Below are 25786 nucleotides of genomic sequence, written 5' to 3' on the forward strand. Positions count from 1 at the left end.
CACCGCGGCGGTGCTGGTGGACGATGCGCGACGACGGCCGGCACGACAGGGAACGGCCGCTGTGCTAAAAAGACCGGCCGACCGGCACACCACGCGCCGGCGACAATTCCAGGGCCATCCATGTACGTCATCGACATCCACTACAACGCATCGCTCGAGCGCATCGACGATGCACTCGAACGCCACCGTGCGTATCTGCAGCCGCTGTTCGAGCGCGGCATCTTCATCGCGGCGGGGCCGAAGGTGCCGCGCGAAGGCGGCGTGATCCTCGCGGCCCGCATCGACCGCGACGAACTGGACGCGATCCTCGAGACCGATCCGTTCGTGACCGAAGGGCTCGCGACGTATCGCGTGACGGAATTCCGGATCACGCGTGCCGCGCAAGGCTTCAACGTGCCGGCGCTGCCGTAACGCGCGCAAGCGCGTCAGCGCACGAATGTTCATACGCAGCCGCCCCGCGAGGCGGCGCATGCAGATCGAGGAGAAGAAGGAGGAATGCGTGACGGCGCGTCGCGGCCGTCACGCGTAGCGCCAGGCGAGCGCCCGGGCGAACCTGCGGCGTACGCCGTTCAGTCGACCAGCAGCTTCAGGTCGTGGACCCACGGGCCGGGGCCCTGGCCGTCGCGCACGAACAGGCGCAGCTTGCCGTCGCGATCGAACACGTAGCTCGCGGCGGTGTGATCCATCGTGTAGCTGCCGGGCGTCTTGCCGGGCACCTTCGCGTAGTACACGCGGAAATCCTTTGTAACCTTCTTGAGCTGCGCCTCGTCGGCCGGCCGCAGGCCGATGAACGACGGATCGAACGCAGGCACGTACTGGCCGAGCAGCGCGGGCGTGTCACGCTCCGGATCGATGGTGACGAACAGCACCTGCACACGCTTCGCGGCATCGGGGCCGAGCTGCTTCAGCGCTTCGGACAGTTCGGCCATCGTCGTCGGGCATACGTCCGGGCAGTGCGTATAGCCGAAGAACACCACGACCGCCCGGCCCTTGAAGTCGCCGAGCGTACGCACCTTGCCCGCCGTATCCGGCAGCGAGAAATCGCTGCCGAACTGCGTGTTGCCGGTGATGTCGAGATTCTGGAATTTCGGCGCGTTGTCGCAGCCGGCGAGCAGCGTGGCTGCCGCGAATGCGCACGCGAGCATCCAGCCTTGGCGCACGCGGCGCCCGAACCATGAATGGAGCATTGCGTTCAAACCGTGCGGTTACACGCCGAGCAGCGGGCGCGCATAGTGATCGACGAGCAGCGCGGCGAACAGCAGCGACAGGTAGACGATCGAGTAACGGAAAGCCTTGCGGGCGAGTTCGTCCGAATAGTCGCGATGGATCTTCCACGCATATGCGAGGAACACCGCGCCGAGCAGCACCGCGCTCGTCAGGTAGACGGCCCCGCTCATCCCGGAGATGAACGGCATCAGCGTGACCGCGAACAGGATCACCGTGTACAGCAGGATGTGCAGCCGCGTGAACTTCTCGCCGTGCGTGACGGGCAGCATCGGCAGGCCCGCGTTTTCGTAGTCCTTGCGGCGATAGAGCGCCAGCACCCAGAAATGCGGCGGCGTCCACACGAAGATGATCAGCACGAGGATCCACGCGTCGCCGGGCACCGCGCCGGTGACCGCGGCCCAGCCGAGCGCCGGCGGCATCGCGCCCGATGCGCCGCCGATCACGATGTTCTGCGGCGTCATCGGCTTGAGCAGCAGCGTGTAGATCACCGCGTAGCCGACGAACGTCGCGATCGTCAGCCACATCGTCAGCGGGTTCGTGAAGGTATAGAGCGTCCACGCGCCGACGCTGCCGAGCACGGCCGAGAACAGCAGGATCTGCGGAGTCGTGATCTCGCCGCGCGCGGACGGACGCCACGCGGTACGGCGCATCATCGCGTCGATCTTCTGCTCGACGAGGCAGTTGATCGCGAACGCGGCGCCGGCCAGCAGCCAGATGCCGACCGTGCCGCCGATCAGCACATGCCACGGCACCATGCCCGGCGTCGCGAGAAACATGCCGATCACCGCGCAGAACACCGCGAGCTGCGTGACACGCGGCTTCGTCAGCGCCATGTACTGCGAGAACCGGCTACCGGGCGATTGGGAAAGGGTGCTTTGCATGGGGACGGTCACGCCGGGGCGGCGTCGCGCGCGGGCTGCACGACACGGCCGGGGCGGCTTGAAAGGATGCGAAAGTTTAACATGACGACGAGCAGCAGCAGGATCGCGGCACCGCCGTTGTGCGCGACGGCGACCGGCAGCGGCCACTGCAGCACGATGTTGGTCAGGCCCGTCAGGAACTGCAGCAGAACCACCAGCAGCACGCCGTTCGCGGGCCGGCGCAGCGACTCGAAGCGGCGCATCTTCAGCGCGAACGCGACCAGGTATGCGACGACGACGAACGCGAACGTGCGGTGGGTCCAGTGGATCGCGACCAGCGCGTCCTGCGTGATCGCGTCGCCGTCCTTCGTCATGCCGAGCGCGCGCCACAGATGGAAGCCCTGGCCGAAGTTCATCGGCGGCATCCACTGACCGTTGCAGGTCGGGAAGTCGGTACACGCGAGCACCGCGTAGTTGGTGCTCACCCAGCCGCCGAGCGCGATCTGCACGACCAGCAGCACCAGCGCCGCGAGCGCGGCCGCGCGGTAGCGGCCGGCCTCCGGGTCATGCGACGGCAGCGGCGTCTGCCGCGCCGCGAGCCAGCCGAGCGTGCCGAGCAGCATGAGGCCGAGCAGCAGGTGGGTCGTGACGATCACCGGCTGCAGCTTCATCGTGACCGTCCACGCGCCGAACACGCCCTGCACGACGATCAGCAGCAAGAGGCTCGTCGGCCACCACGGCGACACGTGCAGCGGGCGGCGGCGCAGCCGCGCGGACCAGGCGATCACGACCTGCGCGATGATCAGCACGCCGATCGCCATCGCGAAATAGCGGTGGATCATCTCGATCCACGCCTTCGTCATGCTGACGGGGCCGGTCGGCATCGCCTGGTGCGCGGCCGTGATCGCGGCGTGCGCGATGAACGGCGACGACGTGCCGTAGCAGCCGGGCCAGTCGGGGCAGCCGAGACCCGAATCGGTCAGCCGTGTGAAGCCGCCGAACATTACCAGGTCGAGGGTCAGGAACGTGGTGATCCACACCAGCTTGCGGAACTTGTCGTCATCGGCCTTCACCCACACGTACGACAGCGGCAGCAGCGCGATGCAGAGGCCGATCAGGCCGAGTTGCAGTAGATACGACATCGAATGGTTGCCTCGTCGTCTCGCCTTAGCCGATGCTCGACCACTTCAGCAGCTTGGTCACGTCCGACTTGATCTTGCTGGGATTCGGGTCCTTCGGGAAACGCATCATCAGGTTGCCGTTCGGATCGACCATGTAGAGGTGGTCGCTGTCCTTCGTGCCGGCGTCGGCCGGCAGCCATGCAGCCACCGCGGCCGGATCGGCGACCAGCCGGCGCGTGTCCGGATAGGCTTCCAGAACCTTCTGCGGAATCGCGTCCGCATCGCTGCGCAACCACACCATCGTGATCCGGTGCCGCTCGCCCGCCTGCGTGACGCGGATCTGGCGCATGAAGTAGAGCTTTTGCGCGCATGCATCGTCGCACGCGCTGCGGTCGGTCATCACGAACAGCCACACGCCGCGCAGCGACGACAGCGGCACCGTCTTGCCGGTTTCGTCGGTGACCTGCAGGTCGGCAGGGATCGGCCGCTGCGGCTCGATCAGCGTGCCGTAGTTGGTCGAGCCGCCCTTCGGCTTGATCACGTAATAGGTGAAGTACGACGCGATGATCGGCGCCGCGCACACGAGACCCAGCAGCACGAGCATCCAGCGGCCGCGCTTGCGGGCCGCGGGCGAGATCGGCGTAGCGGCCGGACCCTGACGGGAAGATTGCATGGACAAATCAGACCTCTCGAAACGAACCCGCGGCGCGTGCGCCGCGTCCTGCCATGGCGCTCACGCGCCGGCCGACTTCTTCGCCGCACGCCGCGCGGCGTACAGGCCGAAGCCGAGCGCGACCGCCGCCATGGCCCACCACTGAAACATGTAACCGTAATTGCGCTCGACGCCGGTCGTCGCCGCCGGCCAGTCGCGCACGAGCTTGTCGCCGTCGTCGCTCGTCTGCTGGATCACGAACGGCTGCAGCGGCAGCCCCGTTTCCTTCGCATACGCGGCGACGTCCAGGTTCTGCCGGATCTTCTGGTGCGCGGCCGAGCCGCCTTCGCCGAGTTCGAACGCGCGCGACGCGTCGGCGCGCGCGATGCCTTCGATCTCGATCTCTCCGTCGGGCGTCGGGAACGGCTCGATCGCCGTGCGATCGGCGATGTTGCGCGGCAGCCAGCCGCGGTTCACCAGCACGACGCCGCCGCCCGTGAGTTTAAACGGCATCACGACGTAAAAACCCGGCTGGTCGTTATACGGCCGATTGTCGAGGAAAACCGCCTGCTCCGGCAGGAAGCGGCCCTTCGCCCGCACGCGGTGGAACTCGATCGACGCGAGCGGAATCGGCTGCGCACCGACGTCGACCGGCGCCGCGTGCTCGTAACGCACGACGTTCGCCTGCAGCGCTTCCTTCTGGTGCGCGCGGTCGCGCTGCCAGAACCCGAGGCGAATCGTGACCGCGACGACGACGAGAATCAGCAGCGCAGGCAGCCAGCGGATCTTCATCGGGCCACCCGCGAGGCGCATTCGCGAAAGCGAAGTGCGATAATTATCCTCTTCCTTTCGAATTGCCGTCGTCCGGTTCGTGTCATGCACATCCTCGTTCCCATCGCCTTCGTCCTCATCGTCGCCAGCATGGGCTCGGCGCTCTACTTCATGATGCAAGACCGCGGCCATACGAAACGCATGGTGTGGTCGCTTGCCACCCGCGTCGGGCTGTCGGTCTCGCTGTTCCTGTTCATCCTGTTCGCGAACTGGATGGGCTGGATCCATTCGACCGGCCTGCCGATCGGGCGTTGACGCCTTCACCGCGCCGGCCTCTGTAATCGCTGTGACATTTCGCCGCACAGCGGCGCTACCAAGCAAAAGCGCCGCCTGACTGAGTCGCGGCGGCGCCGGATTGGCGTTGAGCGCAAGCAGCCGGCCGCTGCCCCGTCCCCGCCAATGAAAACGGCCCGCGCATCGCTGCGCGGGCCGTTGTTGCATTTACAGCCAGTAGACGACGACGTACAGGCCGAGCCAGACGACGTCGACGAAGTGCCAGTACCACGCGGCGCCTTCGAATGCGAAGTGGTGATCAGGCTTGAAGTGGCCGCGGATCATCCGCACCAGCACCACCGCGAGCATCGTGCCGCCGAGGAACACGTGGAAGCCGTGGAAGCCCGTCAGCAGGAAGAACGTCGAGCCGTACACGCCCGAGTTCAGCGTCAGGTTCAGTTCGTTGTACGCGTGGTAGTACTCGAAGCCCTGCGTGAACAGGAAGCAGACGCCGAGCACGAGCGTCGCGGCCAGCCATGCGATCGCCTTGTTGCGATGATTGTCGCGCAGCGCGTGGTGCGACACCGTCAGCGTCGCGCCCGACGACAGCAGCAGCGCCGTGTTCAGCGTCGGGATCGGCCACGGGCCCATCGTCTTGAAGTGACCGGCGAGCGCGGCCGGGCCTTCGTTCGGCCACACGGCGGAGAAATCCGGCCAGATCAGCTTGTAGTCGAGGCTGCCGAGCTGGTGCAGCGCGATTTCACGCGCGTAGAACAGCGCGCCGAAGAATGCGCCGAAGAACATGACTTCGGAGAAGATGAACCAGCTCATGCTCCAGCGGTACGACTTGTCGACGTTCTTGCCGTAATGACCGCCTTCCGACTCGGCGATCGAATCGCCGAACCAGTGGTACAGCGTGAAGAGCAACCACAGCAGGCCAAGCAGCGCCGTGTACGGAGCCCAGTCGTGACCGTTGATCCACAGCGCCACCGACGCGAGCATGACCAGCAGGCCGCAGGCCGCGCTGATCGGATGCTGCGACGGATGCGGCACGAAATAGTACGGGGTCTGGTTTTGACCGCTCATGCTTGATTCTCCACTTCAGTCCAATTTGTGTACCGGAAACCGCTCCGGCTTTATTTCTTGCACGGCACGACCGCCGCCGCTCTTTCCCGCACGCAGCGCCCGGGCGCTACGCACTGCATTCTTTCGTGGCCGCGAGCCTCAGCCCACGACCGCACGCACGATCAGGATCAGCACGCCGATGAACACACCGGCCGCGATCAACGCGACGATCAGCACGTGCAGCGGATTGAGCTGCGTCGCGTCGGCCTCCAGGTCGCGCCGCTTGCGCACCCCGAAGAACGACCACAACACCGCTCGCAACGCCTGGCCGAACGACCCGCTCCGCTTCGTCTCTGTCACTGCCCCGTCTCCGTCGTCATGCGTCCGGCTTCGCGTCGCCCTGCGCCGCCGTCTTGCGCGGTGCCGGCACTGGCGCGGCCGGCGTGTTCAGCTCGAAGAACGTGTACGACAGCGTGATCGTCTTCACGTCCTTCGGCAGCTTCGGATCGATCACGAACACCACCTGCATCTTGCGCGACTCGTTCGCAGCCAGCGTCTGCTGCGTGAAGCAAAAACATTCGATCTTCTTGAAGAACTCCGTCGCCTGCTTCGGCGCGTAGCTCGGAATCGCCTGCGCCACCACCGGCCGGCCCTGCCCGTTGGTCACGTCGTATACGATCGTCGTCAGCTCGCCCGGATGCACGTCGAGGCTGTTGCGCTCCGGCTTGAAACCGAGCGGGCCGCGCGCATTCGCATCGAACTCGACCGACACCGTGCGGCTCATGTCGACCTGCGAGTTCTTCACCTCGCGTTCGCTGACATCGCGCTGCACCAGGTTGTTGATGCCGGTGATCTGGCAGATCGCGCGATACATCGGAATCAGCGCGAAGCCGAAGCCGAACATCAGTCCGGCCACGACGAAGAGCTTCACCAGCATCGAACGATTGAATGCGCGATCGACGGCGCCCTCTTCCGGCTTCGACATACGACGACTTCCTCGCTACTGCGTCAGTTACTGCATATCAGTGAGTGGACAGCCACCACTGCTTGATCACGACACCCACAAAAAAAACGGCGGCGATGACGAGCAGGATGAGGCCGAGCCGCTTGTTGCCCGCGCGAATCTGCTCGGGCGTTCGTCTTTGTTGTGGATTCCGGTTCATCTGAAACTTCGCTGAAACTTCGCTGATACATCGATCCGGCGCCCGCCGCGCCTGCCTGCGCGGCAGGCAGCGGCGGAACGCCGGGTGAAACTTATTCGACGTGCGGCGGTTGCTCGAACGTGTGGAAGGGAGCCGGGCTCGGCACCGTCCACTCGAGGCCCGTCGCGCCATCCCACGGCTTGTCCGACGCCTTTTCCAGGTCGCCGCCGCCACGGTAGGCCGGCAGCGCGACCGCGAACAGGAAGTACACCTGCGCGAGGCCGAAGCCGAATGCGCCGATCGTCGCCACCTGGTTGAAGTCCGTGAACTGCGCCGGGTAGTCCGCATAACGACGCGGCATGCCCGCGAGACCGACGAAGTGCATCGGGAAGAACGTCAGGTTGAAGAAGATCATCGACGACCAGAAGTGGATCTTGCCGCGCGTCTCGTTGTACATCCAGCCCGTCCACTTCGGCGCCCAGTAGTACCAGCCCGAGAACAGCGCGAACAGGGAGCCTGCCACCAGCACGTAGTGGAAGTGCGCCACCACGAAGTAGGTGCCGTGGTACTGGATGTCGAGCGGCGCCATCGCCAGCATCAGGCCCGTCAGGCCGCCGAACGTGAACACGAACAGGAAGCCGATCGCGAACAGCATCGGGGTTTCGAACGTCATCGAGCCGCGCCACATCGTCGCGAGCCAGTTGAACACCTTCACGCCCGTCGGCACCGCGATCAGCATCGTCGCGTACATGAAGAACAGCTGACCGGTGACCGGCATGCCCGTGGCGAACATGTGGTGCGCCCAGACCATGAACGACAGGATCGCGATCGACGCCGTCGCATACACCATCGAGCTATAGCCGAACAGCGTCTTGCGTGCGAACGCCGGGATCACCTGCGACACGATCCCGAACGCCGGCAGAATCATGATGTACACCTCGGGGTGGCCGAAGAACCAGAAGATGTGCTGGTACATCACCGGGTCGCCGCCGCCTGCCGCGTTGAAGAACGACGTGCCGAAGTGGCGGTCGAACAGCACCATCGTGATCGCGCCTGCCAGAACCGGCATCACGGCGATCAGCAGGTACGCGGTGATCAGCCAGGTCCATGCGAACATCGGCATCTTCATCAGCGTCATGCCCGGTGCGCGCATGTTCAGGATCGTCACGACGATGTTGATCCCGCCCATGATCGACGACGCGCCCATGATGTGGACCGCGAAGATCGCGAAGTCCATGCCCGGGCCCATCTGCGTCGACAGCGGTGCGTACAGCGTCCAGCCGGCGGCCGTCGCGCCGCCCGGCGCGAAGAACGAACCAACCAGCAGCACGGCCGCGACCGGCAGCAGCCAGAAGCTGAAGTTGTTCATCCGCGCGAACGCCATGTCGGACGCGCCGATCTGCAGCGGAATCATCCAGTTCGCGAAGCCGACGAACGCCGGCATGATCGCGCCGAACACCATGATCAGGCCGTGCATCGTCGTGAGTTCGTTGAAGAACTCCGGACGCATGATCTGCAGGCCCGGCTCGAACAGCTCGGCACGGATGCCGAGTGCCATCACGCCGCCCGACAGGAACATGATGAACGAGAACAGCAGGTACAGCGTACCGATGTCCTTGTGGTTGGTGGCGAACAGCCAGCGCCGCCAGCCGTGCGGCATTTCGTGCGCGTGGTCGTCGTGCGCGTGGTCCGCGGCTACGTCGTGCCCGATGCTAGACATGAGAATCTCCTAATGCGAATACGTCGACTAACTCAGCGACACGTCAAGCCGCCGGCCCGATCTCGACCCGCCGGGCTTCCTTCGCGTCAGCCCCGCCCGTGATCGTTTCCGGCTTTTTGAGAATAATGTGGTCTTCCGCCACGCCTGCTGCCTTCAGCGCGTCGCGCACGGCCTGTGCACGATGCTTGGCCAGTTCGGCGTTCGCGTCGGCCGAGCCCGTCTTGTCGGTGAAACCCGACAGCGCGAGCTTCGCGTCCGGATGTGCCTTCGCATAGTCGGCCGCTGCGGCGATCGCCGCCTTCGCGTCGGCCGGCAGCACGCTCTTGCCCGTTTCGAAGTAGATCGTCGACACAGCCGCCGATGCCGACGCTGCCGCCGGTTGCTCGGCCGCACCCGACGCGGCTTGCGCCGGTGCCGAGGCCGCTTCGGCCGGCGCCGCGGCGCCCGCCACGTCTTCCGGCATCTTGCCGTTGCGCGCGTCGGTCACTTGCTTCGGCTGCAGCAGGTCGTTCTTGTGGTTGCCCCACGAGTTGCGCTCGTACGTGATGACCGATGCGATGTCGAGGTCCGACAGCGACGCCCACGACGGCATCGCACCCTTGCCGTGCAGCACGCGCTCGACGTGGCCGGCGATCGGGCCGTTCACGATCGGGCTGCCGTCCATCGCCGGGAAGGCGCCGAGGCCCTTGCCGTTCACCTGGTGGCAGGCCGCGCAGTTCGCCTTGTAGACTTCCTCGCCGTGCGCGACGAGTTCGGCCATCGTGTAAACCTTGTTCGGATCGACCGACGCGCTGGCCAGCTTGGCCTTCTGCGCGCTCACCCACTTCGCGTAGTCGTCGTCCGACAGCACGACGACCACGACCGGCATGAACGCGTGTTCCTTGCCGCACAGTTCGGTACAGAAGCCGCGGAACGTGCCGACCTTGTCGGCCTTGAACCACGTATCGCGCACGAAGCCGGGGATCGCATCCTGCTTCACGCCGAACGCCGGCACGTACCACGAGTGAACGACGTCGTTCGCGGTCGTGATGATGCGGATCTTCTTGTTGACCGGCACGACGAGCGGGTTGTCGACTTCCTGCAGGTAGGTCTCGGTGATCGGCTTCTTGCCCATCACTTCGTCACGCGGGGTGCTGAGCGTCGACAGGAAGCTGATGCCCTCGCCCGGACCCTTCACGTAGTCGTAGCCCCACTTCCACTGGTAGCCGGTGACCTTGATCGTGAGATCGGCGTTGGTCGTGTCCTTCATCGCGACGACGGCCTTCGTGGCCGGCAGCGCCATCAGCACGACGATGATGAACGGCACGATCGTCCAGATGATTTCGACGGTCGTGCTTTCATGGAAATTGGCGGCCTTGTGGCCTTTGGATTTGCGGTGCGCGAAGATCGAATAGAACATCACGCCGAACACGCCGACGAAGATCACCGTACACAGGATCAGCATCATCGTGTGGAGATCGTAGAGCTCCTCGGCGATCTTCGTGACAGGCGGCTGAAAGTTGATCTCGTTGACGCGGGGGCCGCCCGGGCTATCACCGACCGCCAGAGCCGCGCCGGCAAAGAGCAATCCGCTGCATGCCAGCACGCCCGTGAGGGCTCGCTTGATTGTTTTCATAGCATCCTTACCCAAAATTTCCATTCAAACCCTCCCCCGTCGCAAGGCGCCGGCCTGTTCCGGCCGGTGCCCGCGCCTCGTCAGCCGCAGCGCCTGAGCGACACGCGCAGTTCGTCGGCGAACTGCGCACGCTTGTGCTGCGCGAGATGCTGCCCGATTACGACGGTCTGCCCGCGCGATACCAGTCGAATCGGATCGCGTGGCGTCGCACCCGGCTCGACCCGCACCCAGCGCGGATTGAATTCGATCTGCGTGAGCCGCTCCGCATCCATCCGCTCGATCACGAGCCGGTGCGGAAACAGCCTGATGCGCTCGTAATCGACCGCATGACGGGCATGGACCGCAAACGCGACGCCGACCGCCAGCAATTCGATTCCCGTGAAGGGCATGACGAGCCAGGCCCCCCGCCACATCAGCACTGCCGCGATCACCAGCGAGAAGCCCGCGAGCGACGCGTAAAACAGCACGAACTGGCGCGGCGACACCGAACAGTTGCGTTTCATGAGCCAGTCTTCGAGGACCGGTTCATCGTTCGTCTCCGCCGACACCCTTGCTGCTTCCATCGCCGCCTCACGCGAATGGCATGCGATGCATGCCTGCATCGGACTCGTCGGCCCGTATTGCGGGGACCCCGGGACGACAAGCTGACGCATTATAGGCGGGTTCAATGGCATCCACAAGCAAGCGGCTATCGGCCCGCGAGCCAAGCGCCACAAGCTTCCCGGCCGTTTTTGGCGTCTATTCGACCCCGCTTTGCGCCGCTAATTTCAGACATAACAAAACCCCTCTTTACCGCTTTACCGATTCTTCGGACGCCCCTTTCCGATATCTTCGATGCGCACGATGCCGTGCCCCTCGGCGGTCGTGCGCGGCACGGCCTTCCATGCGTGGCCGTAGATCACCTCGAACGTCAGGGCAATCGTGCCGTCCGCGCGCCGGCGCGCTTCCAGCGCGTCGCCAAGCGCCGCGCGAAAGCGCCGCGCCGCATGCTGCGGCACTGCGCGGTCGAACGGATAGGCGCCCCAGCGGCGCACGTCGGCCAGCAGGGAATCGGGGGTCTTGTACGTGACGGTCAGCACTTCCTGGTCCATCACCGGAATCTCGAAGCCGCTCTCGACGAGCATGTCGCCGAGGTCGTGCATGTCGACGAAATCGACGACGCGCGCGGCCGGCGGCGCGATGCCGAGCGCCGCTTCGGCGTCCGCGCAGGCCGCGCGCAGCTCGCGCAGCGTGTCGGGGCCGAGCGTGCTGAACATCAGCAGGCCGTTCACGCGCAGCACGCGCTGCCATTCAGGGAACACCGTATCGGGACGCGAATGCCAGTGCAGCGCGAGATTCGACCAGATCAGGTCGAACGCGCCGGCCGCGAACGGCAGCACCGAGAAGTCGGCCTGCGCGACGCGCGGGCCGCGCTGGCCCAGCGCCCGGCCGAGCGACGCGGGCAGCCAGCGGCGCCAGCTCGCCTGCTCGACCTCGCGCTGGCCCGCCCGTGCGAGCATCGCGCCGGACAGGTCGACGCCGAACACCGGGGCTTCGGGAAAGCGCGCGCGCAGCGCCGGCAGGTCGTCGCCCGGGCCGCAGCCTGCGTCGAGCACGGCCGCGGGGCTCACCTTGATGTATTCGAGGCGCTCGTTCATCCGCTGCGCGATCTCGCGCGGCAGGAACGCGACCGCGTCGAACGTGGCGGCGCGGCGATCGAAGATCCGCCGCAGACGCCGGGCGTCATTGGCCGGACGGCCGGTTGAAGTCGAAGCTGGGGACATGTCGGGCACACTGGCGAAGAGCCCGAAGTATACTCGCTCGCCTCGTAGCCTTCATCGAGACGGGGCCGCCAGGAGTGTTCGCGATGGATCGCAGTTCCGCCCCGCGCCCGATGCGCGTCGTTTTGTCGCAGGTTCGCGCGCTGGCCGTGCGCGTCGTCGCACTCGCCTTGCCGAATCGGTGCGCGCTGTGCGGCAATTTGTCACATCCGGTGATTTGCAGCGCTTGCGACGCCGCGTACTGGAACGAAGCGCGGCTGCGTTGCGACGTCTGCGCGGTGCCGCTGGGCGTCGGGCGGCCGCGGCCGCGCGGAGCCCGCGGCCGGCACGGCGGCGCCGGCTCGGCGTCCGCGTACCGGTGCGAAGCATGCCGCGCGACGCCGCCGCCGTTCGATGCGACGCTCGCGCTCGCCGATTACCGCGCCCCGCTCGACGAGCTCGCACGCGGCCTGAAGTTTCATGCGCGGCTCGCGCTCGGCGCGGAATTCGCGGCCCGGCTCGCACAGCGGATCGACGACACGGACGCGCTGCGCGCCACCGGCGGCTTCGACGTGATCGCACCGGTGCCGTTGTCGCACGGGCGGCTCGTCGCGCGCGGCTACAACCAGGCGTGGGCGATCGCGCGGCCGCTCGCGCGCCGGCTCGGCGTGCGCGCCGACGCGGCGCTGCTGGCACGCGTGGCCGAAACCGCGCCGCAGTCGCGGCTCGACCGGCGCGCGCGGCGCGACAACGTGCGCGCGGCGTTCGCGGTGGCGGGCGACCTCACCGGCCGCCACGTGGCACTCGTCGACGACGTGATGACGTCCGGCGCGACGCTCGCGGCGGCCGCGCAGGCATTGAAGGCGGCGGGCGCCGCACGCGTGACGAATCTGGTTGCGCTGCGCACCGCCAGGGATTAATTAGATAGAGAGGCCGGCCGCCCGCGCGCGGCGCCGGCCGTCACGAACCGGCCGGCCGGGACGAGTGCACGTCGCTCCGTCCCGGCCGGCCCAGCCAGACCCAACCATGTTCAACGTCGTCCTCGTCGCCCCCGAAATTCCGCCGAACACCGGCAACGTGATCCGCCTGTGCGCCAACACCGGCGCGCGCCTGCACCTGATCGAGCCGCTCGGCTTTCCGCTCGACGACGCGAAGATGCGCCGCGCGGGCCTCGACTATCACGAGTACGCGGAAATGCGCGTGCATCGCGACTGGGACGCGTTCGTCGCGACCGAAGCACCCGATCCCGCGCGGATGTTCGCGTTCACGACCCGTGGCTCGGGCCGCTTCCATGACCATGCATTCGTGCCGGGCGACTGGTTCGTGTTCGGCTCGGAAACACGCGGCCTGCCGGCCGAGGTGCTCGAACGCTTCGCGAACGAACAACGCGTGCGCCTGCCGATGCGGCCGGGCAACCGCAGCCTGAACCTGTCGAACACGGTGGCGGTGGTCGTGTTCGAGGCATGGCGCCAGGCCGGCTTCGAAGGCGGCGCCTGACGCGCCCGCCCGGCCGCGCGCGGCCGGATCCGCTCACGCGCTAGATACGCGCGAGCCGCGCGCGATACAGGTCGTAGATGTCGGATGAAAAGCACGCGAATACCACGCGTGCGAGGTTCGGCGCCTGCGGCAGCATTTCGGCGACCGTGCCGACCGCGATGTCGACGGCCTCCTCGGCCGGATAGCGGTACACGCCGCAGCTGATCGCCGGGAATGCGATCGAGGTCGCCGCAACCTCCTCGGCCAGCTCGATCGCACGCCGGTAGCATGCCGCGAGCAACTCGGGCTCGCCGCGCCCGCCGCCGTGCCACACCGGGCCGACCGCATGAATCACGTATCGGGCCGGCAGCCCGTGGCCGCGTGTGAGCTTCGCGTCGCCGCTCTCGCAGCCGCCGAGCGTGCGGCACTCGGCGAGCAGGCCCGGGCCGGCCGCGCGATGGATCGCGCCGTCGACCCCGCCGCCGCCGAGCAGCGAACCGTTCGCAGCATTGACGATCACGTCGACGTCGAGCGTCGTGATGTCGACGCGTTGCGCGTCGAGCGTGGTGGAACCGATCTGCAGCATGACACCCTCCCGAAACGCCGGAGACGGTTCAAGCGTAGTGCGCTTTGGCGCCGCCCGCTTTGCGCGAGCGCGCCCGGCCGCAAAAAATCGGTGTGATTCGTCGGCGTTATTCGGCGCGCGCGTCGCGCCGCAGCAGGCCGCTGACCGCATCGCGCGGTGCGACGCCGTCGAACAGCACACCGCACACGGCTTCGGTGATCGGCATTTCGATCGCCTGTGCGCGCGCGAGCGCGAGCACGGCCTGTGCGCAGCGCACGCCTTCGGCCACATGGCCGAGCGCGCCGAGGATGTCGTTCAGCGAGCGGCCGGCCGCCAGTTGGAGGCCGACCGTGCGATTGCGCGACAGGTCGCCCGTCGCGGTGAGGATCAGGTCGCCGAGGCCCGTGAGGCCCGTGAAGGTCTCCGCGCGGCCGCCGAGCGCGACGCCGAGCCGCGACATTTCGGCGAGACCGCGCGTGACCAGCGCGGCGCGCGCGTTCAGCCCGAGCCCGAGGCCGTCGGCGATGCCGGTCGCGATCGCCAGCACGTTCTTCACCGCGCCGCCGACCTCGACGCCGACCACGTCGTCACCCGTATAGATCCGCATCGCGCCGTGATGGAACGCGGCGAGCGTGCGCTCGCGGCATTCGGCGGACGTGCTCGCGACCGTCAGCGCGACGGGCAGCGCGAGCCCGACCTCGCGGGCGAAGCTCGGCCCCGACAGCACGCCGTTGCTGTGCTGCCCCGGCAGCTCGGCCGCGATCACCTGGTGCGGCAGCAGATGCGTGTCGGCCTCGAAGCCCTTGCAGACCCACACGACATGCGCGGGCACGCAGCCCGCGTCGCGCATCGCGCCGAACAGCGTGCGCAGCCCGGCCACGGGTGCTGCGATCACGCACAGCGCGTCGTCCGCGGCGCCGTGCGCGAGCGCCGCGCCGAGATCGGCGTCGTAGCGCAGCGCATCGGGCAGCGCGATGCCGTCCAGATAGCGGGAATTTTCGTGCCGGGCCTGCAGCCCGGCGATCAGCGCAGCGTCGCGCGCCCAGAGAAGCGTATCGTGCCGCGCGGCCAGATGGCCCGCGAGCGCGGTGCCCCAGGCACCGGCGCCGAGAACGGCTACTTTCATACCCAGCACCGGTCCGGAGTGAAACGTCAGTTCAGCGTCGTGCCGTTCGGCGCGCCTGCCGCACCGGCCTGCTGCTGCTGAAGCTGCGCGAGACGCTGCTCGTACAGCGCCTGGAAGTTGATTTCCGCCAGGTGGATCGGCGGGAAGCCCGCACGCGTGATCGCGTCGGCGATGTTCGAGCGCAGGTACGGGAACAGGATCGTCGGGCAGGCGATGCCGACGAGCGGGTCGAGCTGTTCGTCGGGAATGTTGCGAATGTCGAAAATGCCGGCCTGCTTCGCTTCGATCAGGAACGCGACCTTGTCCTTCACCTTCGCGGTGACGGTGCCCGACACGACGACTTCGAAGACGCTTTCCGCGAGACGTTCGGCCTTGACGTCGACTTCGACTTCAACCGACGGCATGTCCTGCTCAAGGAAGATCGCCGGCGAATTCGGCTGCTCGAGCGACATATCCTTCAGGTAGACGCGCTGGATGTTGAAGAACGGTTGGTTTTCGACGTCGGACATGGTGTTTCCCTAAAAGTGGTGACGCGGCGGCCCGGCTTCACGCCGGCCGCCTCGGTTGAATCCTGCGCGCTCATGCCGCGGCGCGGCCGGCGGCCATTCTGCCCTAATCAGGCCGCTTGCAGAAGCGGCACGAGCCCGCCTTCGCGGTCGAGCTTCGACAGATCGTCATAGCCGCCGACGTGCGTGTCGCCTATGTAGATTTGCGGGACCGTGCGACGGCCGGTGCGCGTCATCATTTCCTCACGGCGGGCCGGATCGCGGTCGATCAGCACCTTTTCGATCTGCTCCACGCCGCGCAGCTTCAGCAGGCGCTCGGCCTGAATGCAATACGGACACACCTGCGTGCTGTACATCAAAACCTTGCTCACTTCGCCACTCCTTGTTTGACGACCGGCATCCCGGCCTGCTGCCAGGCGGCGACGCCGCCCTCGAGCACGTGTACCTCGGCATAGCCTGCCGCCTCGACCTCGCGCGCCGCCTTCTGCGACTGCTGGCCGTTCTGGCAGACGAGCAGCACGGGGGTGCTCTTGTTTTTCGCAACCTGCGCAATTTTCGCGCCGATCTCGCCGGCGGCGAGCTGGCGTGCCGACGGCAGGTGGCCGGCGGCGAAGTCGGACGCGGTACGCAGGTCGATCACGACCGCGTTGCGGCGATTGATGAGCTGCGTCGCCTCCGCGGCCGACAGGCCGCCGCGGCCGCGGCGCAGGGCCGGCCATGCGAGCAGGCCGCCGGAAACCAGAAGGATCGCGATAAGGGCCAGGTTCGTGTAATTGGTAAAGAACGTCACGGAATGCCGCCGGAAAAAGAGAAATCGGATGAGGACAATCGCGCCATTATAAAATAACCGCCTTGCGCGATGGCGGACCCGGGCCGGGTACCGCGCGACGCGCCCCGCTTCCCTATCACTACCGACCGCAAGATCCATGTACAAACTCGTTCTCATCCGCCACGGCGAATCGACGTGGAACAAGGAAAACCGCTTCACCGGCTGGGTCGACGTCGACCTGACCGAACAGGGTCGCAACGAGGCCTACCAGGCCGGCGAATTGCTCAAGGAGGCCGGCTACACGTTCGACATCGCCTACACGTCGGTGCTCAAGCGCGCGATCCGCACGCTGTGGCACGTGCAGGACAAGATGGACCTGATGTACCTGCCGGTCGTCCACTCGTGGCGCCTGAACGAGCGCCACTACGGCGCGCTGTCGGGCCTGAACAAGGCGGAAACGGCCGCCAAGTTCGGCGACGAGCAGGTGCTCGTGTGGCGCCGCAGCTACGACACGCCGCCGCCGGCGCTCGAGCCGACCGACGAGCGCGCGCCGTTCGGCGACCCGCGCTACGCGAAGGTGCCGCGCGAGCAGCTGCCGCTCACCGAATGCCTGAAGGACACGGTCGCGCGCGTGCTGCCGCTGTGGAACGAGTCGATCGCGCCGGCCGTCCGTGCGGGCAAGCAGGTGCTGATCGCCGCGCACGGCAACTCGCTGCGCGCGCTGATCAAGTACCTCGACGGCATCTCGGACAGCGACATCGTCGGCCTGAACATCCCGAACGGCGTGCCGCTCGTGTATGAGCTCGACGAGAACCTGAAGCCGATCACGCACTACTACCTGGGCGACCAGGACGCGATCGCGAAGGCGCAGGCCGCCGTCGCGAAGCAGGGCAAGGCGGGCTGATACCCGTCGTGCCGGGCGGGCCGCCTCGCGCGCGGCCTGCCCGGCTGCTCCGGCGCGCGGGGCGAACCTTCGCGGCCCCGGTGCTGTCGAACCCGCTTTCGAATCCGCTGCGCATCCGGCGCCCCCGCCGGGACCGGGCTCCCGGACCATTTCGCACCGGTCCACTGAGCAATCGGGCGAACAGTTATACTTGTCCGCTACATCCCCGCTACCGCCACGCGCTTCCCGACCGCACCAGACTCTCTATGCGAATGAAATTGAAGAACATCGGCCTGATTGCCGCGGGCCTCGCCACGGGCGTATTCGCCACGCTGCAGGTTTCGGCATCGGCCGAGCAGACCGCCACGGCACCGCTTCCCCTCGACCAGCTCCGCCTGTTCGCGGAAGTGTTCGGCCAGATCAAGCGCGAGTACGTCGAGCCGGTCGACGACAAGAAGCTGCTGACGGCGGCGATCAAGGGCATGGTGTCGAGCCTCGACCCGCACTCGTCGTTCCTCGACAAGACCGACTACGACGAGCTGCAGGAGCAGACCAAGGGCCGCTTCGCGGGTCTCGGCATCGAGATCTCGCAGGAAGACGGCCTCGTCAAGGTGATCTCGCCGATCGAAGATACGCCCGCGTTCCGCGCCGGCATCCGTCCGGGCGACCTGATCACGCGCATCAACGACAAGCCGGTGCGCGGCATGACGCTCGACAAGGCCGTCAAGCAGATGCGCGGCGAGCCGGGCACCAAGGTCACGCTGACGATCTTCCGCAAGAGCGACGACCGCACGTTCCCGATCACGGTCACGCGCGCGATCATCAGGGTCCAGAGCGTGAAGATGAAGCTGCTCGACCCGGGCTACGCGTATATCCGGATCACGAGCTTCCAGGAGCGCACGACGCCCGATCTCGCCGCGAAGCTGCAGGACATCGCGCGCCAGCAGCCGAACCTGAAGGGCCTGATCGTCGACCTGCGCAACAACGGCGGCGGCCTGCTGCAGAGCGCGGTCGGCGTCGCCGGCGCGTTCCTGCCGCCCGACTCCGTCGTCGTGTCGACCAACGGCCAGATCCCGGATTCGAAGCAGGTCTACCGCGACACCTACGACAACTACCGCCTGCCGTCCTTCGACGGCGATCCGCTGAAGAGCCTGCCGCCGATCTTCAAGACCGTGCCGATGGTCGTGCTGACGAACGCTTACTCGGCGTCCGCGTCGGAGATCGTCGCCGGCGCGCTGCAGGATTCGAAGCGCGCGCAGATCATGGGCAAGACGACGTTCGGCAAGGGCTCGGTGCAGACGGTCCGTCCGATGACGGCCGACACCGCGCTGCGCCTGACGACCGCCTACTACTACACGCCGAGCGGCCGTTCGATCCAGAACAAGGGCATCACGCCCGACGTGCCGGTCGATCAGTATGCGGACGGCGATCCGGACGACGTGCTCGTGACGCGCGAGGTCGACTACACGAACCACCTCGCGAACACGCAGGATCCGAACGAGAAGAAGGAACAGGAAGAGCGCGAGCAGCGCCGGATGGATCAGCTGCGCGTCCTCGAGGAGCAGAACGACAAGAAGACGCCGGAGCAACGCCAGAAGGACCGCGATCGCAAGCCGATCGAGTTCGGCAGCGCCGACGACTTCATGATGCAGCAGGCGCTCAACAAGCTCGAAGGCAAGACGGTGCAGGAATCGAAGTCGCTGCTCGCCGAGAGCACGACGAAGAGCCCTGCGACCAAGGCCGCGTCCCCCGCGAAGGCGTCGGGCGCGAAGGCCGCCGCACCGAAGCCCGCGTCGGCACCGCAGTAAGCGCCGGCCGGCATCCGACGGGCCATCGCGGGAAGACCGCGATGGCCCGTTTTTCATGTGCGCCTAGAATACGCAGATGGACGCAGAGGCGTCCGCGCCGCCGCCGGCGGCATGCCTCACCCGACCTCTCCCATGAACGACGATCAACTCCTCCGCTACTCCCGCCACATCCTCGTCGATGAAATCGGCATCGAGGCGCAGCAGCGCTTCCTCGACGCGCATGCGATCGTCGTCGGTGCCGGCGGTCTCGGCTCGCCGGCCGCGATGTATCTCGCGGCGTCCGGGGTCGGCACGATCACGCTCGTCGACGCCGACACGGTCGACCTCACGAACCTGCAGCGGCAGATCCTGCACGTGACGGCGTCGGTCGGCCGCAGCAAGGTCGAATCGGGGCGCGACGCGCTCGCGCAGCTGAACCCCGAAGTGACCGTGCATGCGGTCGCGGCGCGCGTCGACGATGCATGGCTCGACGCGCACGTGCCGCAGGCGACCGTCGTGCTCGACTGCACCGACAACTTCGCGACGCGCCATGCGATCAACCGCGCGTGCGTCGCGCACGGCGTGCCGCTCGTGTCGGGCGCCGCGCTGCGCTTCGACGGCCAGATCAGCACGTTCGACTTCCGCGACCCGGCCGCGCCCTGTTACGCGTGCGTGTTTCCGGAGGACCAGCCGTTCGAGGAAGTCGCGTGCGCGACGATGGGCGTGTTCGCGCCGACGGTCGGGATCATCGGCGCGATGCAGGCCGCCGAAGCGCTGCGCGTGATCGGCGCGATCGGCACGACGCTCAACGGGCGGCTGATGATGCTCGATTCGCTGCGGATGGAATGGACGACGATGAAGATCGCGCGCCAGGCCGACTGCCCCGTGTGCCAGGGCCGGCACTGACGCGCGCGGGATGCATGAACGCATGCGCCGGGCGGCGCATGCGCGACGTTTCGCTACCTTCGCGACGCCCGCGACGGTTTCGCCGCGCAGTCCGCGCCGCCTAGGCGGCCGCGTCCGCGCGCGGTTCCGCGACCGACAGGCGCTTGAGCGCGGCCTGCACTTCCTCCGGCTCGAACGCGGCCAGCACGTCGGCCGTCGGCTTCTCGAGCGCCTTCAGGTGCGCGCGCAGGATCTCCTGCTTCACGACCAGCAACTGGCTCGGGTGCATCGAGAACTCGGTGAGCCCCATCCCGAGCAACAGGCGCGTGAGCGCCGGATCTCCCGCCATCTCCCCGCACACCGACACCGACACGCCCGCGCGCTTCGCTTCGCGCAGCGTATAGGCGATCAGGTGCAGCACCGCCGGATGCAGCGGGTCGTACAGGTGGGCGACCGCGTTGTCCGCGCGGTCGATCGCGAGCGTGTACTGGATCAGGTCGTTCGTGCCGATCGACAGGAAATCGAAGCGCTTCAGGAACAGCGGCAGCGCGATCGCCGCGGCCGGGATCTCGATCATCGCGCCGACGCGCACGTTCGGATCGTATGCGAGCCCCGCGTCGTCGAGCTGGCGCTTCGCCTCGCGGATCAGGTCGAGCGTCTGGTCGATCTCCTGCGCGTGCGCGAGCATCGGGATCAGGATCTTCACCTGCCCGAACGCGGACGCGCGCAGGATCGCGCGCAGCTGCGTGAGGAACATCTGCGGCTCGGACAGGCTCCAGCGGATCGCACGCAGGCCGAGCGCCGGGTTCGGCGCCGTCTCGTAGCCTTCGTCGAGCGCCTCGAGCGGCTTGTCCGCGCCGACGTCGATCGTGCGGATCGTCACCGGCATGCCCTTCATCCACTCGACCGCGCGCTTGTACGCGGCGAACTGCTCCTCCTCCTCGGGCATCTCCTTCTGATGCATGAACAGGAACTCGGAGCGGAACAGCCCGACGCCGACCGCGCCGGCCTCGACTGCCGCCTTCGCGTCGTCGGGCAGCTCGATGTTCGCGTAGAGGTCGATCTTCGTGCCGCACAGGGTTTGCGTCGGCGAGAACTTCAGGCGCTGCAGCTTGCGCTGTTCGAGCAGCTTCTCGGACTGGCGGTACGAATATTCCTCGAGGACGATCGGCGCGGGATCGACGATCACGATCCCCTGGTCGCCGTCGACGATGATCAGGTCGTCCTGGCGGATCAGCGAACTCGCATGCTGGACGCCGACCGCGGCCGGAATGCCGAGGCTGCGCGCGACGATCGCCGTGTGCGACGTGCGGCCGCCGAGGTCGGTGACGAACGCCTGGAACGACTGCGTCTTGAACTGCATCATGTCGGCCGGCGCGATGTCGTGCGCGACGACGATCATCTCGTTCGTACCGTTCTTGGCCGCGCGATCGAGCGCCTGCGACGCCGACGGCGCACCGGCGAGCGCCTTCAGCACGCGCTCGACCACCTGCTCGATGTCGGCCTTGCGCTCGCGCAGGTATTCATCCTCGATATCGTCGAAGTGGCGCGTGAGCAGCTCGAGCTGCTCGGTCAGCGCCCATTCGACGTTGTAGCGTCGCGTGCGGACCAGGTCGATGGTTTCCTGCACGAGCATCGCGTCGCTCAGGATCATCGCGTGGACGTCGATGAACGCGCCCACTTCGGTCGGGGTGTCGTCGGTCAGGTCGGCGCGCAGCGCCTCGAGTTCGCGATGCACGACCTCGCGCGCCGTGCTGAAACGCTCGACCTCGGCGTCGATCTGGTTCGCCTCGACCAGGTAATGGGCGACGTCGAGCGCCGCCGGCGCGATCAGATACGCTCGCCCGATCGCGATACCACGTGAGACGGGAATGCCATGCAGCGTGAAGGACACGCGCACCTCCTCTGTACATGTAAAGCCGCGGCACACTGCTGCGATGCGCTTATGACCCCGGTTAGCGATTATAAATTCCGCACCTCCGTGCTGGCTGCATGCAGCGCAGCATTGCGATTTCCGCATCAATGCTACGGACGAAAAAAATGCCGCGACATACGCGGCATTCTGCTTCGAAACGGCAACGATCGCGGGGCAGGCCCCCGATCACTGACCTTCGCCGAACTTGTCCGCGATCAGCTTGAGCAACGCGTCCATCGCCTCGCGCTCGTCCGGACCTTCGGTCTCGATCGTCACGCTGCTGCCGATGCCCGCCGCGAGCATCATCACGCCCATGATGCTTTTCGCGTTGATCTTGCGTCCGTTGCGCGTCATCCAGACTTCCGACTGGAAGTTGCCGGCCAGTTGCGTAAGCTTGGCCGATGCGCGCGCATGGAGCCCCAATTTGTTGACGATGGTGGTTTCTTGTTGAAGCATGATTCTCGGTCGGGTCGGTCGAGGCCGCCGGCGACGTGCGTCGGCGGGTCGGTCTAAAACGGAAAACGGGACGGTCAGTGCGATTCGGTGCGCGGTTGCGGCTCGGGCGGAATCGGCGCGCACTGGCCGCAGCCGGTTTCCGAAGGCGGCGGCGGCGTGCCGGCCGACACCTCGTGGACGCCCTTCGCGCCGCCGGACAACGCCTTGTCGACGAGCTTGTCGAGCGGCACGGTACGGTAGCAGACGGCGCGCACCAGCATCGGCAGGTTCACGCCCGCCAGCACGCGCACGTTGTCGAGCTTCGCGAGCTGGCCCGCGATGTTCGCGGGCGTCGCGCCGTACATGTCGGTCAGCACGACGACGCCGTTCTCTTCCCTGAGCCGCGCGAGCTCCGCGTGCGCGAACGCCATCACCTGGGTCGGGTCGCTGTCCGCCAGCACGTCGATACAGCCGATGCGCGCGGGCACGCCGCCGTAGATGTGCGCGATGCAGTCCCGCAGCGCGGTGGCGAGCGGCGCGTGCGCGATGATCAGAATCCCGGCCATGTCAGACTGCCCCCGGCCGCCCTTGGCGGGCCGACGCCCCGCAGCGGGGCAACGAGCATAGCGAGTATGGGAAACGTTTCATGTTCAGCCTTGCAACGGTTTCGGCCCGACCGCCGGGCCTTCGGCGCGCTGGTCGCGGCACCGGGCAAGCGGGCATTGTAGCAGGCCGGTCGAACCGCTCCGGCGACGGGGGGCCTGCGCGGCCGCCGCCGGGCTTGCGCGGAAAGCGGGCTACGCGGCCGCCCGCTCCAGCGCGTCGATGAACATCGCGGCGACGTCGAAACCCGTCTGCTCCATGATTTCGCGGAAGCACGTCGGGCTCGTCACGTTCACCTCGGTCAGCCAGTCGCCGATCGCGTCGAGCCCGACCAGCAGCAGCCCGCGCGCGGCGAGCACCGGCCCGAGCGTCGCGGCGATCTCGCGGTCGCGCGGCGTCAGCGGCTGCGCGACGCCGAGCCCGCCCGCGGCGAGATTGCCGCGCACCTCGCTGCCCTGCGGAATCCGCGCGAGCGAATACGGCACCGGCTCGCCGGCGATCAGCAGAATGCGCTTGTCGCCCGCCGTGATCTCCGGAATGAACTTCTGGATCATCAGCGAGCGCGTGCCGTCGTGGCCGAGCATCTCGATGATCGCGCCGAGATTCATCCCGTCGGCCTTCACGCGGAACACGCCCATCCCGCCCATGCCGTCGAGCGGCTTCACGATCACGTCGCCATGCTCGGCATGGAACGCACGCAAGCGCGCGGCGTCGCGCGTGACGAGCGTCGGCGCGACGAACTGCGGAAACTCGCCGATCGCGAGCTTCTCCGAGTGATCGCGGATCGACTGGGGCTTGTTGAACACGCGCGCGCCCGCCCGTTCGGCAAGCTCGAGCATCCAGGTGGCCGTCACGTATTCCATGTCGAACGGCGGATCCTTGCGCATCAGCACCGCGTCGAACGACGTCAGCTGACGCGATTCGTGCGCGGCCGCCTCGAACCACGGATGGCGATGCAGGTCGGCCGTGTCGCCGACGATCGTCACGCGCTGCACGTCCGCCTCGACGCCCGAGCCCGTCCATGCGAGCTGGTGCGGCTGGCACGCGTACACCGCATGCCCGCGCCGCGCGGCCTCCGCCATCATCGCGTAGGTCGAATCCTTGTAGATCTTGAAGCGCTCGAGCGGGTCGGCGATAAAGAGAATGTCCATGCGGGTCCTGTACGTAGCGAAGCCGTTACACCTGGATGGCTTCGGGATCGGTCTTTTCCAGTTCGATCGACGACGCGATCAGCGACAGGCGCGCGACGACGCCGTACATGTAGAAACGGTTCGGCGGCGCGGCGCCCGGCTTCGCGCCGGCATCCGGCAGCGCGGTGTGCTCGAAGCCGAGCGGCACGTAGTGCATGCCGGGCGCATTCAGGTTCTGGTCGCGCTCGCGGCCGCCGTGCGTGCGGTAGAAACCGCCGACCACGTAGCGGTCGATCATGTACACGACCGGCTCGGCCACTTCGTCGCCGACGCGCTCGAACGTGTAGACGCCTTCCTGGACGATCACATCGCGCACCGCGAGCCCGGCCTTCGACTCGGCCATCTGCGCGCGCTCGGCCTTCGACATGCGGCCGATCTCGGCCGCGTCGTGCACGGTCATCACGCCGCGCCCGGCGGTGCCCGCGTCGGCCTTCACGACGACGTACGGCTTTTCGCTGATGCCGTATTCGCGGTACTTGCGCGCGATCTTCTTCAGCACGCCGTCGATCGCGTCGGCGAGCGCCTGCTCGCCTTCATGCGCCTGCCAGTCGACGCCTTCGACGTGCGCGAAATACGGATTCACCATCCACGGATCGACGCCGACCATCTTCGCGAACTTCTTCGCGACGTCGTCGTAGCACGAGAAGTGCGTCGACTTGCGGCGCACGGCCCAGCCCGCGTGCAGCGGCGGCAGCAGGTACTGCTCGTGCAGGTTCTCCAGCACGGCGGGAATCCCGGCCGACAGGTCGTTGTTCAGCAGGATCGAGCACGGATCGAAATTCTTCAGGCCGAGGCGGCGCTGCGAACGCTCGAGCGGTTCGAGCACGATCTTCTGGCCGTCGGCCAGCGTGATCGGCGTCATGTCGGTGATGCTCGGGTCGAGCGAGCCGAAGCGCACGTTCAGGCCGGCCTGGCGCATGATCGTCGCGAGCCGCGCGACGTTTTCCAGGTAGAACGCGTTGCGGGTCGGCAGCTCGGGAATCACGAGCAGGTTCTTCGCGTCCGGGCAGATCTTCTCGATCGCGGCCATCGCGGCCTGGACGGCGAGCGGCAGCACTTCGGACGGCAGATTATTGAACGCGCCGGGGAACAGGTTCGCGTCGACGGGCGCCAGCTTGAAACCGGCGTTGCGCAGGTCCACCGAACAATAGAACGGCGGGGTGTGTTCCTGCCATTCGAGCCTGAACCAGCGTTCGATCGCAGGCGTCGCGTCGAGGATCTTCTGCTCGAGCTCGAGCAGCGGACCGTTCAACGCGGTAACGAGGTGGGGAACCATGAATCACTCGCGAGCGGGAGAATGAAGATTGTAGAGCAATTGCCTTGCCCATTTGGGGATTGTTCCCGGCTTCACAAGGATATGGAGGAAGTTTTCGGCTATTGACCCGATAGCCTGAAGGGTTATGCGCTACGGCAGCACGCGGCAGGAGAAAAAAAGCCCGCCGGGTGGCGGGCCGAAGTCGC

At 67.0% G+C, this 25786-nt stretch carries 30 protein-coding genes; 7 read left to right on the forward strand and 23 right to left on the reverse strand.

The window, feature by feature from the left end; all coding sequences use genetic code 11:
- The first annotated feature begins 120 nt into the window (after positions 1-120).
- Complete coding sequence (locus U5A56_RS21000) at positions 121-411, forward strand: YciI family protein (protein ID WP_044848209.1); 291 nt, start codon at positions 121-123, stop codon at positions 409-411.
- Between the two features lie 158 nt (positions 412-569).
- On the opposite strand, the gene U5A56_RS21005 is transcribed toward U5A56_RS21000, so the two are convergent.
- The 5 genes from U5A56_RS21005 to U5A56_RS21025 are packed head-to-tail and all read right to left on the reverse strand — an operon-like array spanning position 570 to position 4652.
- The gene (locus U5A56_RS21005; protein ID WP_321924376.1) at positions 570-1187 is read right to left on the reverse strand and encodes an SCO family protein; all 618 of its coding nucleotides are present in this window, start codon (positions 1185-1187) and stop codon (positions 570-572) included.
- A gap of 18 nt (positions 1188-1205) precedes the next feature.
- Positions 1206-2108 (reverse strand): heme o synthase, encoded by a 903-nt coding sequence (gene cyoE / locus U5A56_RS21010; protein ID WP_006477738.1) that lies wholly within the window; start codon positions 2106-2108, stop codon positions 1206-1208.
- Positions 2109-2116: 8 nt separating this feature from the next.
- The gene (locus tag U5A56_RS21015; RefSeq protein WP_321800722.1) at positions 2117-3229 is read right to left on the reverse strand and encodes a COX15/CtaA family protein; all 1113 of its coding nucleotides are present in this window, start codon (positions 3227-3229) and stop codon (positions 2117-2119) included.
- A 25-nt stretch (positions 3230-3254) separates the two neighbouring features.
- On the reverse strand, positions 3255-3881 hold the full coding sequence (locus tag U5A56_RS21020) for a cytochrome C oxidase subunit I (protein ID WP_321924378.1): 627 nt from the start codon (positions 3879-3881) through the stop codon (positions 3255-3257).
- Between the two features lie 60 nt (positions 3882-3941).
- Positions 3942-4652, reverse strand: coding sequence for an SURF1 family protein (locus tag U5A56_RS21025; RefSeq protein WP_321924380.1), 711 nt, complete (start codon positions 4650-4652; stop codon positions 3942-3944).
- Positions 4653-4736: 84 nt separating this feature from the next.
- Between U5A56_RS21025 and U5A56_RS21030 the strand changes: the two genes are divergently transcribed.
- Positions 4737-4946, forward strand: a complete 210-nt coding sequence (locus tag U5A56_RS21030; protein ID WP_059599872.1) for a twin transmembrane helix small protein — start codon at positions 4737-4739, stop codon at positions 4944-4946.
- A gap of 186 nt (positions 4947-5132) precedes the next feature.
- Here U5A56_RS21030 and U5A56_RS21035 read toward each other — a convergent pair whose 3' ends face one another.
- The 8 genes from U5A56_RS21035 to U5A56_RS21070 form a co-directional block, all read right to left on the reverse strand.
- A complete protein-coding gene (locus U5A56_RS21035) occupies positions 5133-5990 on the reverse strand; it encodes a cytochrome c oxidase subunit 3 (RefSeq protein ID WP_044848214.1) in 858 nt (285 codons plus the stop codon).
- A 138-nt stretch (positions 5991-6128) separates the two neighbouring features.
- On the reverse strand, positions 6129-6329 hold the full coding sequence (locus tag U5A56_RS21040) for a DUF2970 domain-containing protein (RefSeq protein WP_006760730.1): 201 nt from the start codon (positions 6327-6329) through the stop codon (positions 6129-6131).
- Positions 6330-6345: 16 nt separating this feature from the next.
- A complete protein-coding gene (locus U5A56_RS21045; protein WP_321924382.1) occupies positions 6346-6954 on the reverse strand; it encodes a cytochrome c oxidase assembly protein in 609 nt (202 codons plus the stop codon).
- A gap of 37 nt (positions 6955-6991) precedes the next feature.
- Positions 6992-7132, reverse strand: a complete 141-nt coding sequence (locus tag U5A56_RS21050; RefSeq protein ID WP_027789063.1) for a cytochrome oxidase small assembly protein — start codon at positions 7130-7132, stop codon at positions 6992-6994.
- A gap of 91 nt (positions 7133-7223) precedes the next feature.
- Positions 7224-8831: a cytochrome c oxidase subunit I gene (gene ctaD, locus U5A56_RS21055; RefSeq protein WP_044848217.1), complete on the reverse strand. Its 1608-nt coding sequence runs from the start codon at positions 8829-8831 to the stop codon at positions 7224-7226.
- A gap of 43 nt (positions 8832-8874) precedes the next feature.
- On the reverse strand, positions 8875-10470 hold the full coding sequence (gene coxB / locus U5A56_RS21060; RefSeq protein ID WP_124486532.1) for a cytochrome c oxidase subunit II: 1596 nt from the start codon (positions 10468-10470) through the stop codon (positions 8875-8877).
- Positions 10471-10526: 56 nt separating this feature from the next.
- Positions 10527-11048, reverse strand: coding sequence for a DUF2244 domain-containing protein (locus tag U5A56_RS21065; RefSeq protein ID WP_321924492.1), 522 nt, complete (start codon positions 11046-11048; stop codon positions 10527-10529).
- Positions 11049-11243: 195 nt separating this feature from the next.
- Complete coding sequence (locus tag U5A56_RS21070) at positions 11244-12209, reverse strand: methyltransferase domain-containing protein (protein ID WP_044848220.1); 966 nt, start codon at positions 12207-12209, stop codon at positions 11244-11246.
- 83 nt (positions 12210-12292) lie between these two features.
- Here U5A56_RS21070 and U5A56_RS21075 point away from each other — a divergent pair, with 83 nt between their 5' ends.
- A complete protein-coding gene (locus U5A56_RS21075) occupies positions 12293-13105 on the forward strand; it encodes a ComF family protein (protein ID WP_321924384.1) in 813 nt (270 codons plus the stop codon).
- Between the two features lie 106 nt (positions 13106-13211).
- On the forward strand, positions 13212-13682 hold the full coding sequence (gene trmL / locus U5A56_RS21080) for a tRNA (uridine(34)/cytosine(34)/5-carboxymethylaminomethyluridine(34)-2'-O)-methyltransferase TrmL (RefSeq protein WP_044848221.1): 471 nt from the start codon (positions 13212-13214) through the stop codon (positions 13680-13682).
- A gap of 40 nt (positions 13683-13722) precedes the next feature.
- On the opposite strand, the gene U5A56_RS21085 is transcribed toward trmL, so the two are convergent.
- From U5A56_RS21085 to U5A56_RS21105, 5 genes are all read right to left on the reverse strand, one after another.
- Positions 13723-14247 carry an O-acetyl-ADP-ribose deacetylase gene (locus U5A56_RS21085; protein ID WP_321924386.1) on the reverse strand — a complete coding sequence of 175 codons (525 nt, stop codon included), beginning with the start codon at positions 14245-14247 and terminating at the stop codon, positions 13723-13725.
- A gap of 106 nt (positions 14248-14353) precedes the next feature.
- Positions 14354-15352, reverse strand: coding sequence for an NAD(P)H-dependent glycerol-3-phosphate dehydrogenase (locus U5A56_RS21090; RefSeq protein ID WP_044848223.1), 999 nt, complete (start codon positions 15350-15352; stop codon positions 14354-14356).
- A gap of 26 nt (positions 15353-15378) precedes the next feature.
- On the reverse strand, positions 15379-15861 hold the full coding sequence (gene secB / locus U5A56_RS21095) for a protein-export chaperone SecB (protein WP_014895954.1): 483 nt from the start codon (positions 15859-15861) through the stop codon (positions 15379-15381).
- A gap of 107 nt (positions 15862-15968) precedes the next feature.
- The gene (gene grxC / locus U5A56_RS21100; protein WP_044848224.1) at positions 15969-16229 is read right to left on the reverse strand and encodes a glutaredoxin 3; all 261 of its coding nucleotides are present in this window, start codon (positions 16227-16229) and stop codon (positions 15969-15971) included.
- Entirely contained in the window at positions 16226-16648 is a 423-nt protein-coding gene (locus U5A56_RS21105; protein ID WP_044848225.1) for a rhodanese-like domain-containing protein, read from the reverse strand. The genes grxC and U5A56_RS21105 overlap by 4 nt, the downstream gene beginning before the upstream one ends.
- A 136-nt stretch (positions 16649-16784) precedes the next feature.
- Here U5A56_RS21105 and gpmA point away from each other — a divergent pair, with 136 nt between their 5' ends.
- From gpmA to U5A56_RS21120, 3 genes are all read left to right on the forward strand, one after another.
- Positions 16785-17531 (forward strand): 2,3-diphosphoglycerate-dependent phosphoglycerate mutase, encoded by a 747-nt coding sequence (gene gpmA / locus U5A56_RS21110; RefSeq protein ID WP_321924388.1) that lies wholly within the window; start codon positions 16785-16787, stop codon positions 17529-17531.
- A gap of 245 nt (positions 17532-17776) precedes the next feature.
- Positions 17777-19318 (forward strand): S41 family peptidase, encoded by a 1542-nt coding sequence (locus U5A56_RS21115; RefSeq protein WP_321800708.1) that lies wholly within the window; start codon positions 17777-17779, stop codon positions 19316-19318.
- A gap of 132 nt (positions 19319-19450) precedes the next feature.
- Positions 19451-20203, forward strand: a complete 753-nt coding sequence (locus U5A56_RS21120; protein ID WP_044848228.1) for a HesA/MoeB/ThiF family protein — start codon at positions 19451-19453, stop codon at positions 20201-20203.
- Between the two features lie 100 nt (positions 20204-20303).
- On the opposite strand, the gene ptsP is transcribed toward U5A56_RS21120, so the two are convergent.
- The 5 genes from ptsP to gshA all read right to left on the reverse strand — a co-directional run bounded on the left by ptsP (position 20304) and on the right by gshA (position 25601).
- On the reverse strand, positions 20304-22076 hold the full coding sequence (ptsP, locus tag U5A56_RS21125) for a phosphoenolpyruvate--protein phosphotransferase (protein WP_044848237.1): 1773 nt from the start codon (positions 22074-22076) through the stop codon (positions 20304-20306).
- Between the two features lie 207 nt (positions 22077-22283).
- Positions 22284-22553 (reverse strand): HPr family phosphocarrier protein, encoded by a 270-nt coding sequence (locus U5A56_RS21130; protein ID WP_006752075.1) that lies wholly within the window; start codon positions 22551-22553, stop codon positions 22284-22286.
- 74 nt (positions 22554-22627) lie between these two features.
- On the reverse strand, positions 22628-23098 hold the full coding sequence (locus U5A56_RS21135; protein ID WP_044848229.1) for a PTS sugar transporter subunit IIA: 471 nt from the start codon (positions 23096-23098) through the stop codon (positions 22628-22630).
- A gap of 231 nt (positions 23099-23329) precedes the next feature.
- On the reverse strand, positions 23330-24286 hold the full coding sequence (gene gshB, locus U5A56_RS21140; RefSeq protein ID WP_044848230.1) for a glutathione synthase: 957 nt from the start codon (positions 24284-24286) through the stop codon (positions 23330-23332).
- Positions 24287-24311: 25 nt separating this feature from the next.
- Positions 24312-25601, reverse strand: a complete 1290-nt coding sequence (gene gshA, locus U5A56_RS21145; protein WP_044848231.1) for a glutamate--cysteine ligase — start codon at positions 25599-25601, stop codon at positions 24312-24314.
- Positions 25602-25786 lie beyond the last annotated feature (185 nt).

This window comes from Burkholderia sp. BCC1998 (assembly GCF_905339875.1).
In the GTDB taxonomy this organism is placed as follows: domain Bacteria; phylum Pseudomonadota; class Gammaproteobacteria; order Burkholderiales; family Burkholderiaceae; genus Burkholderia.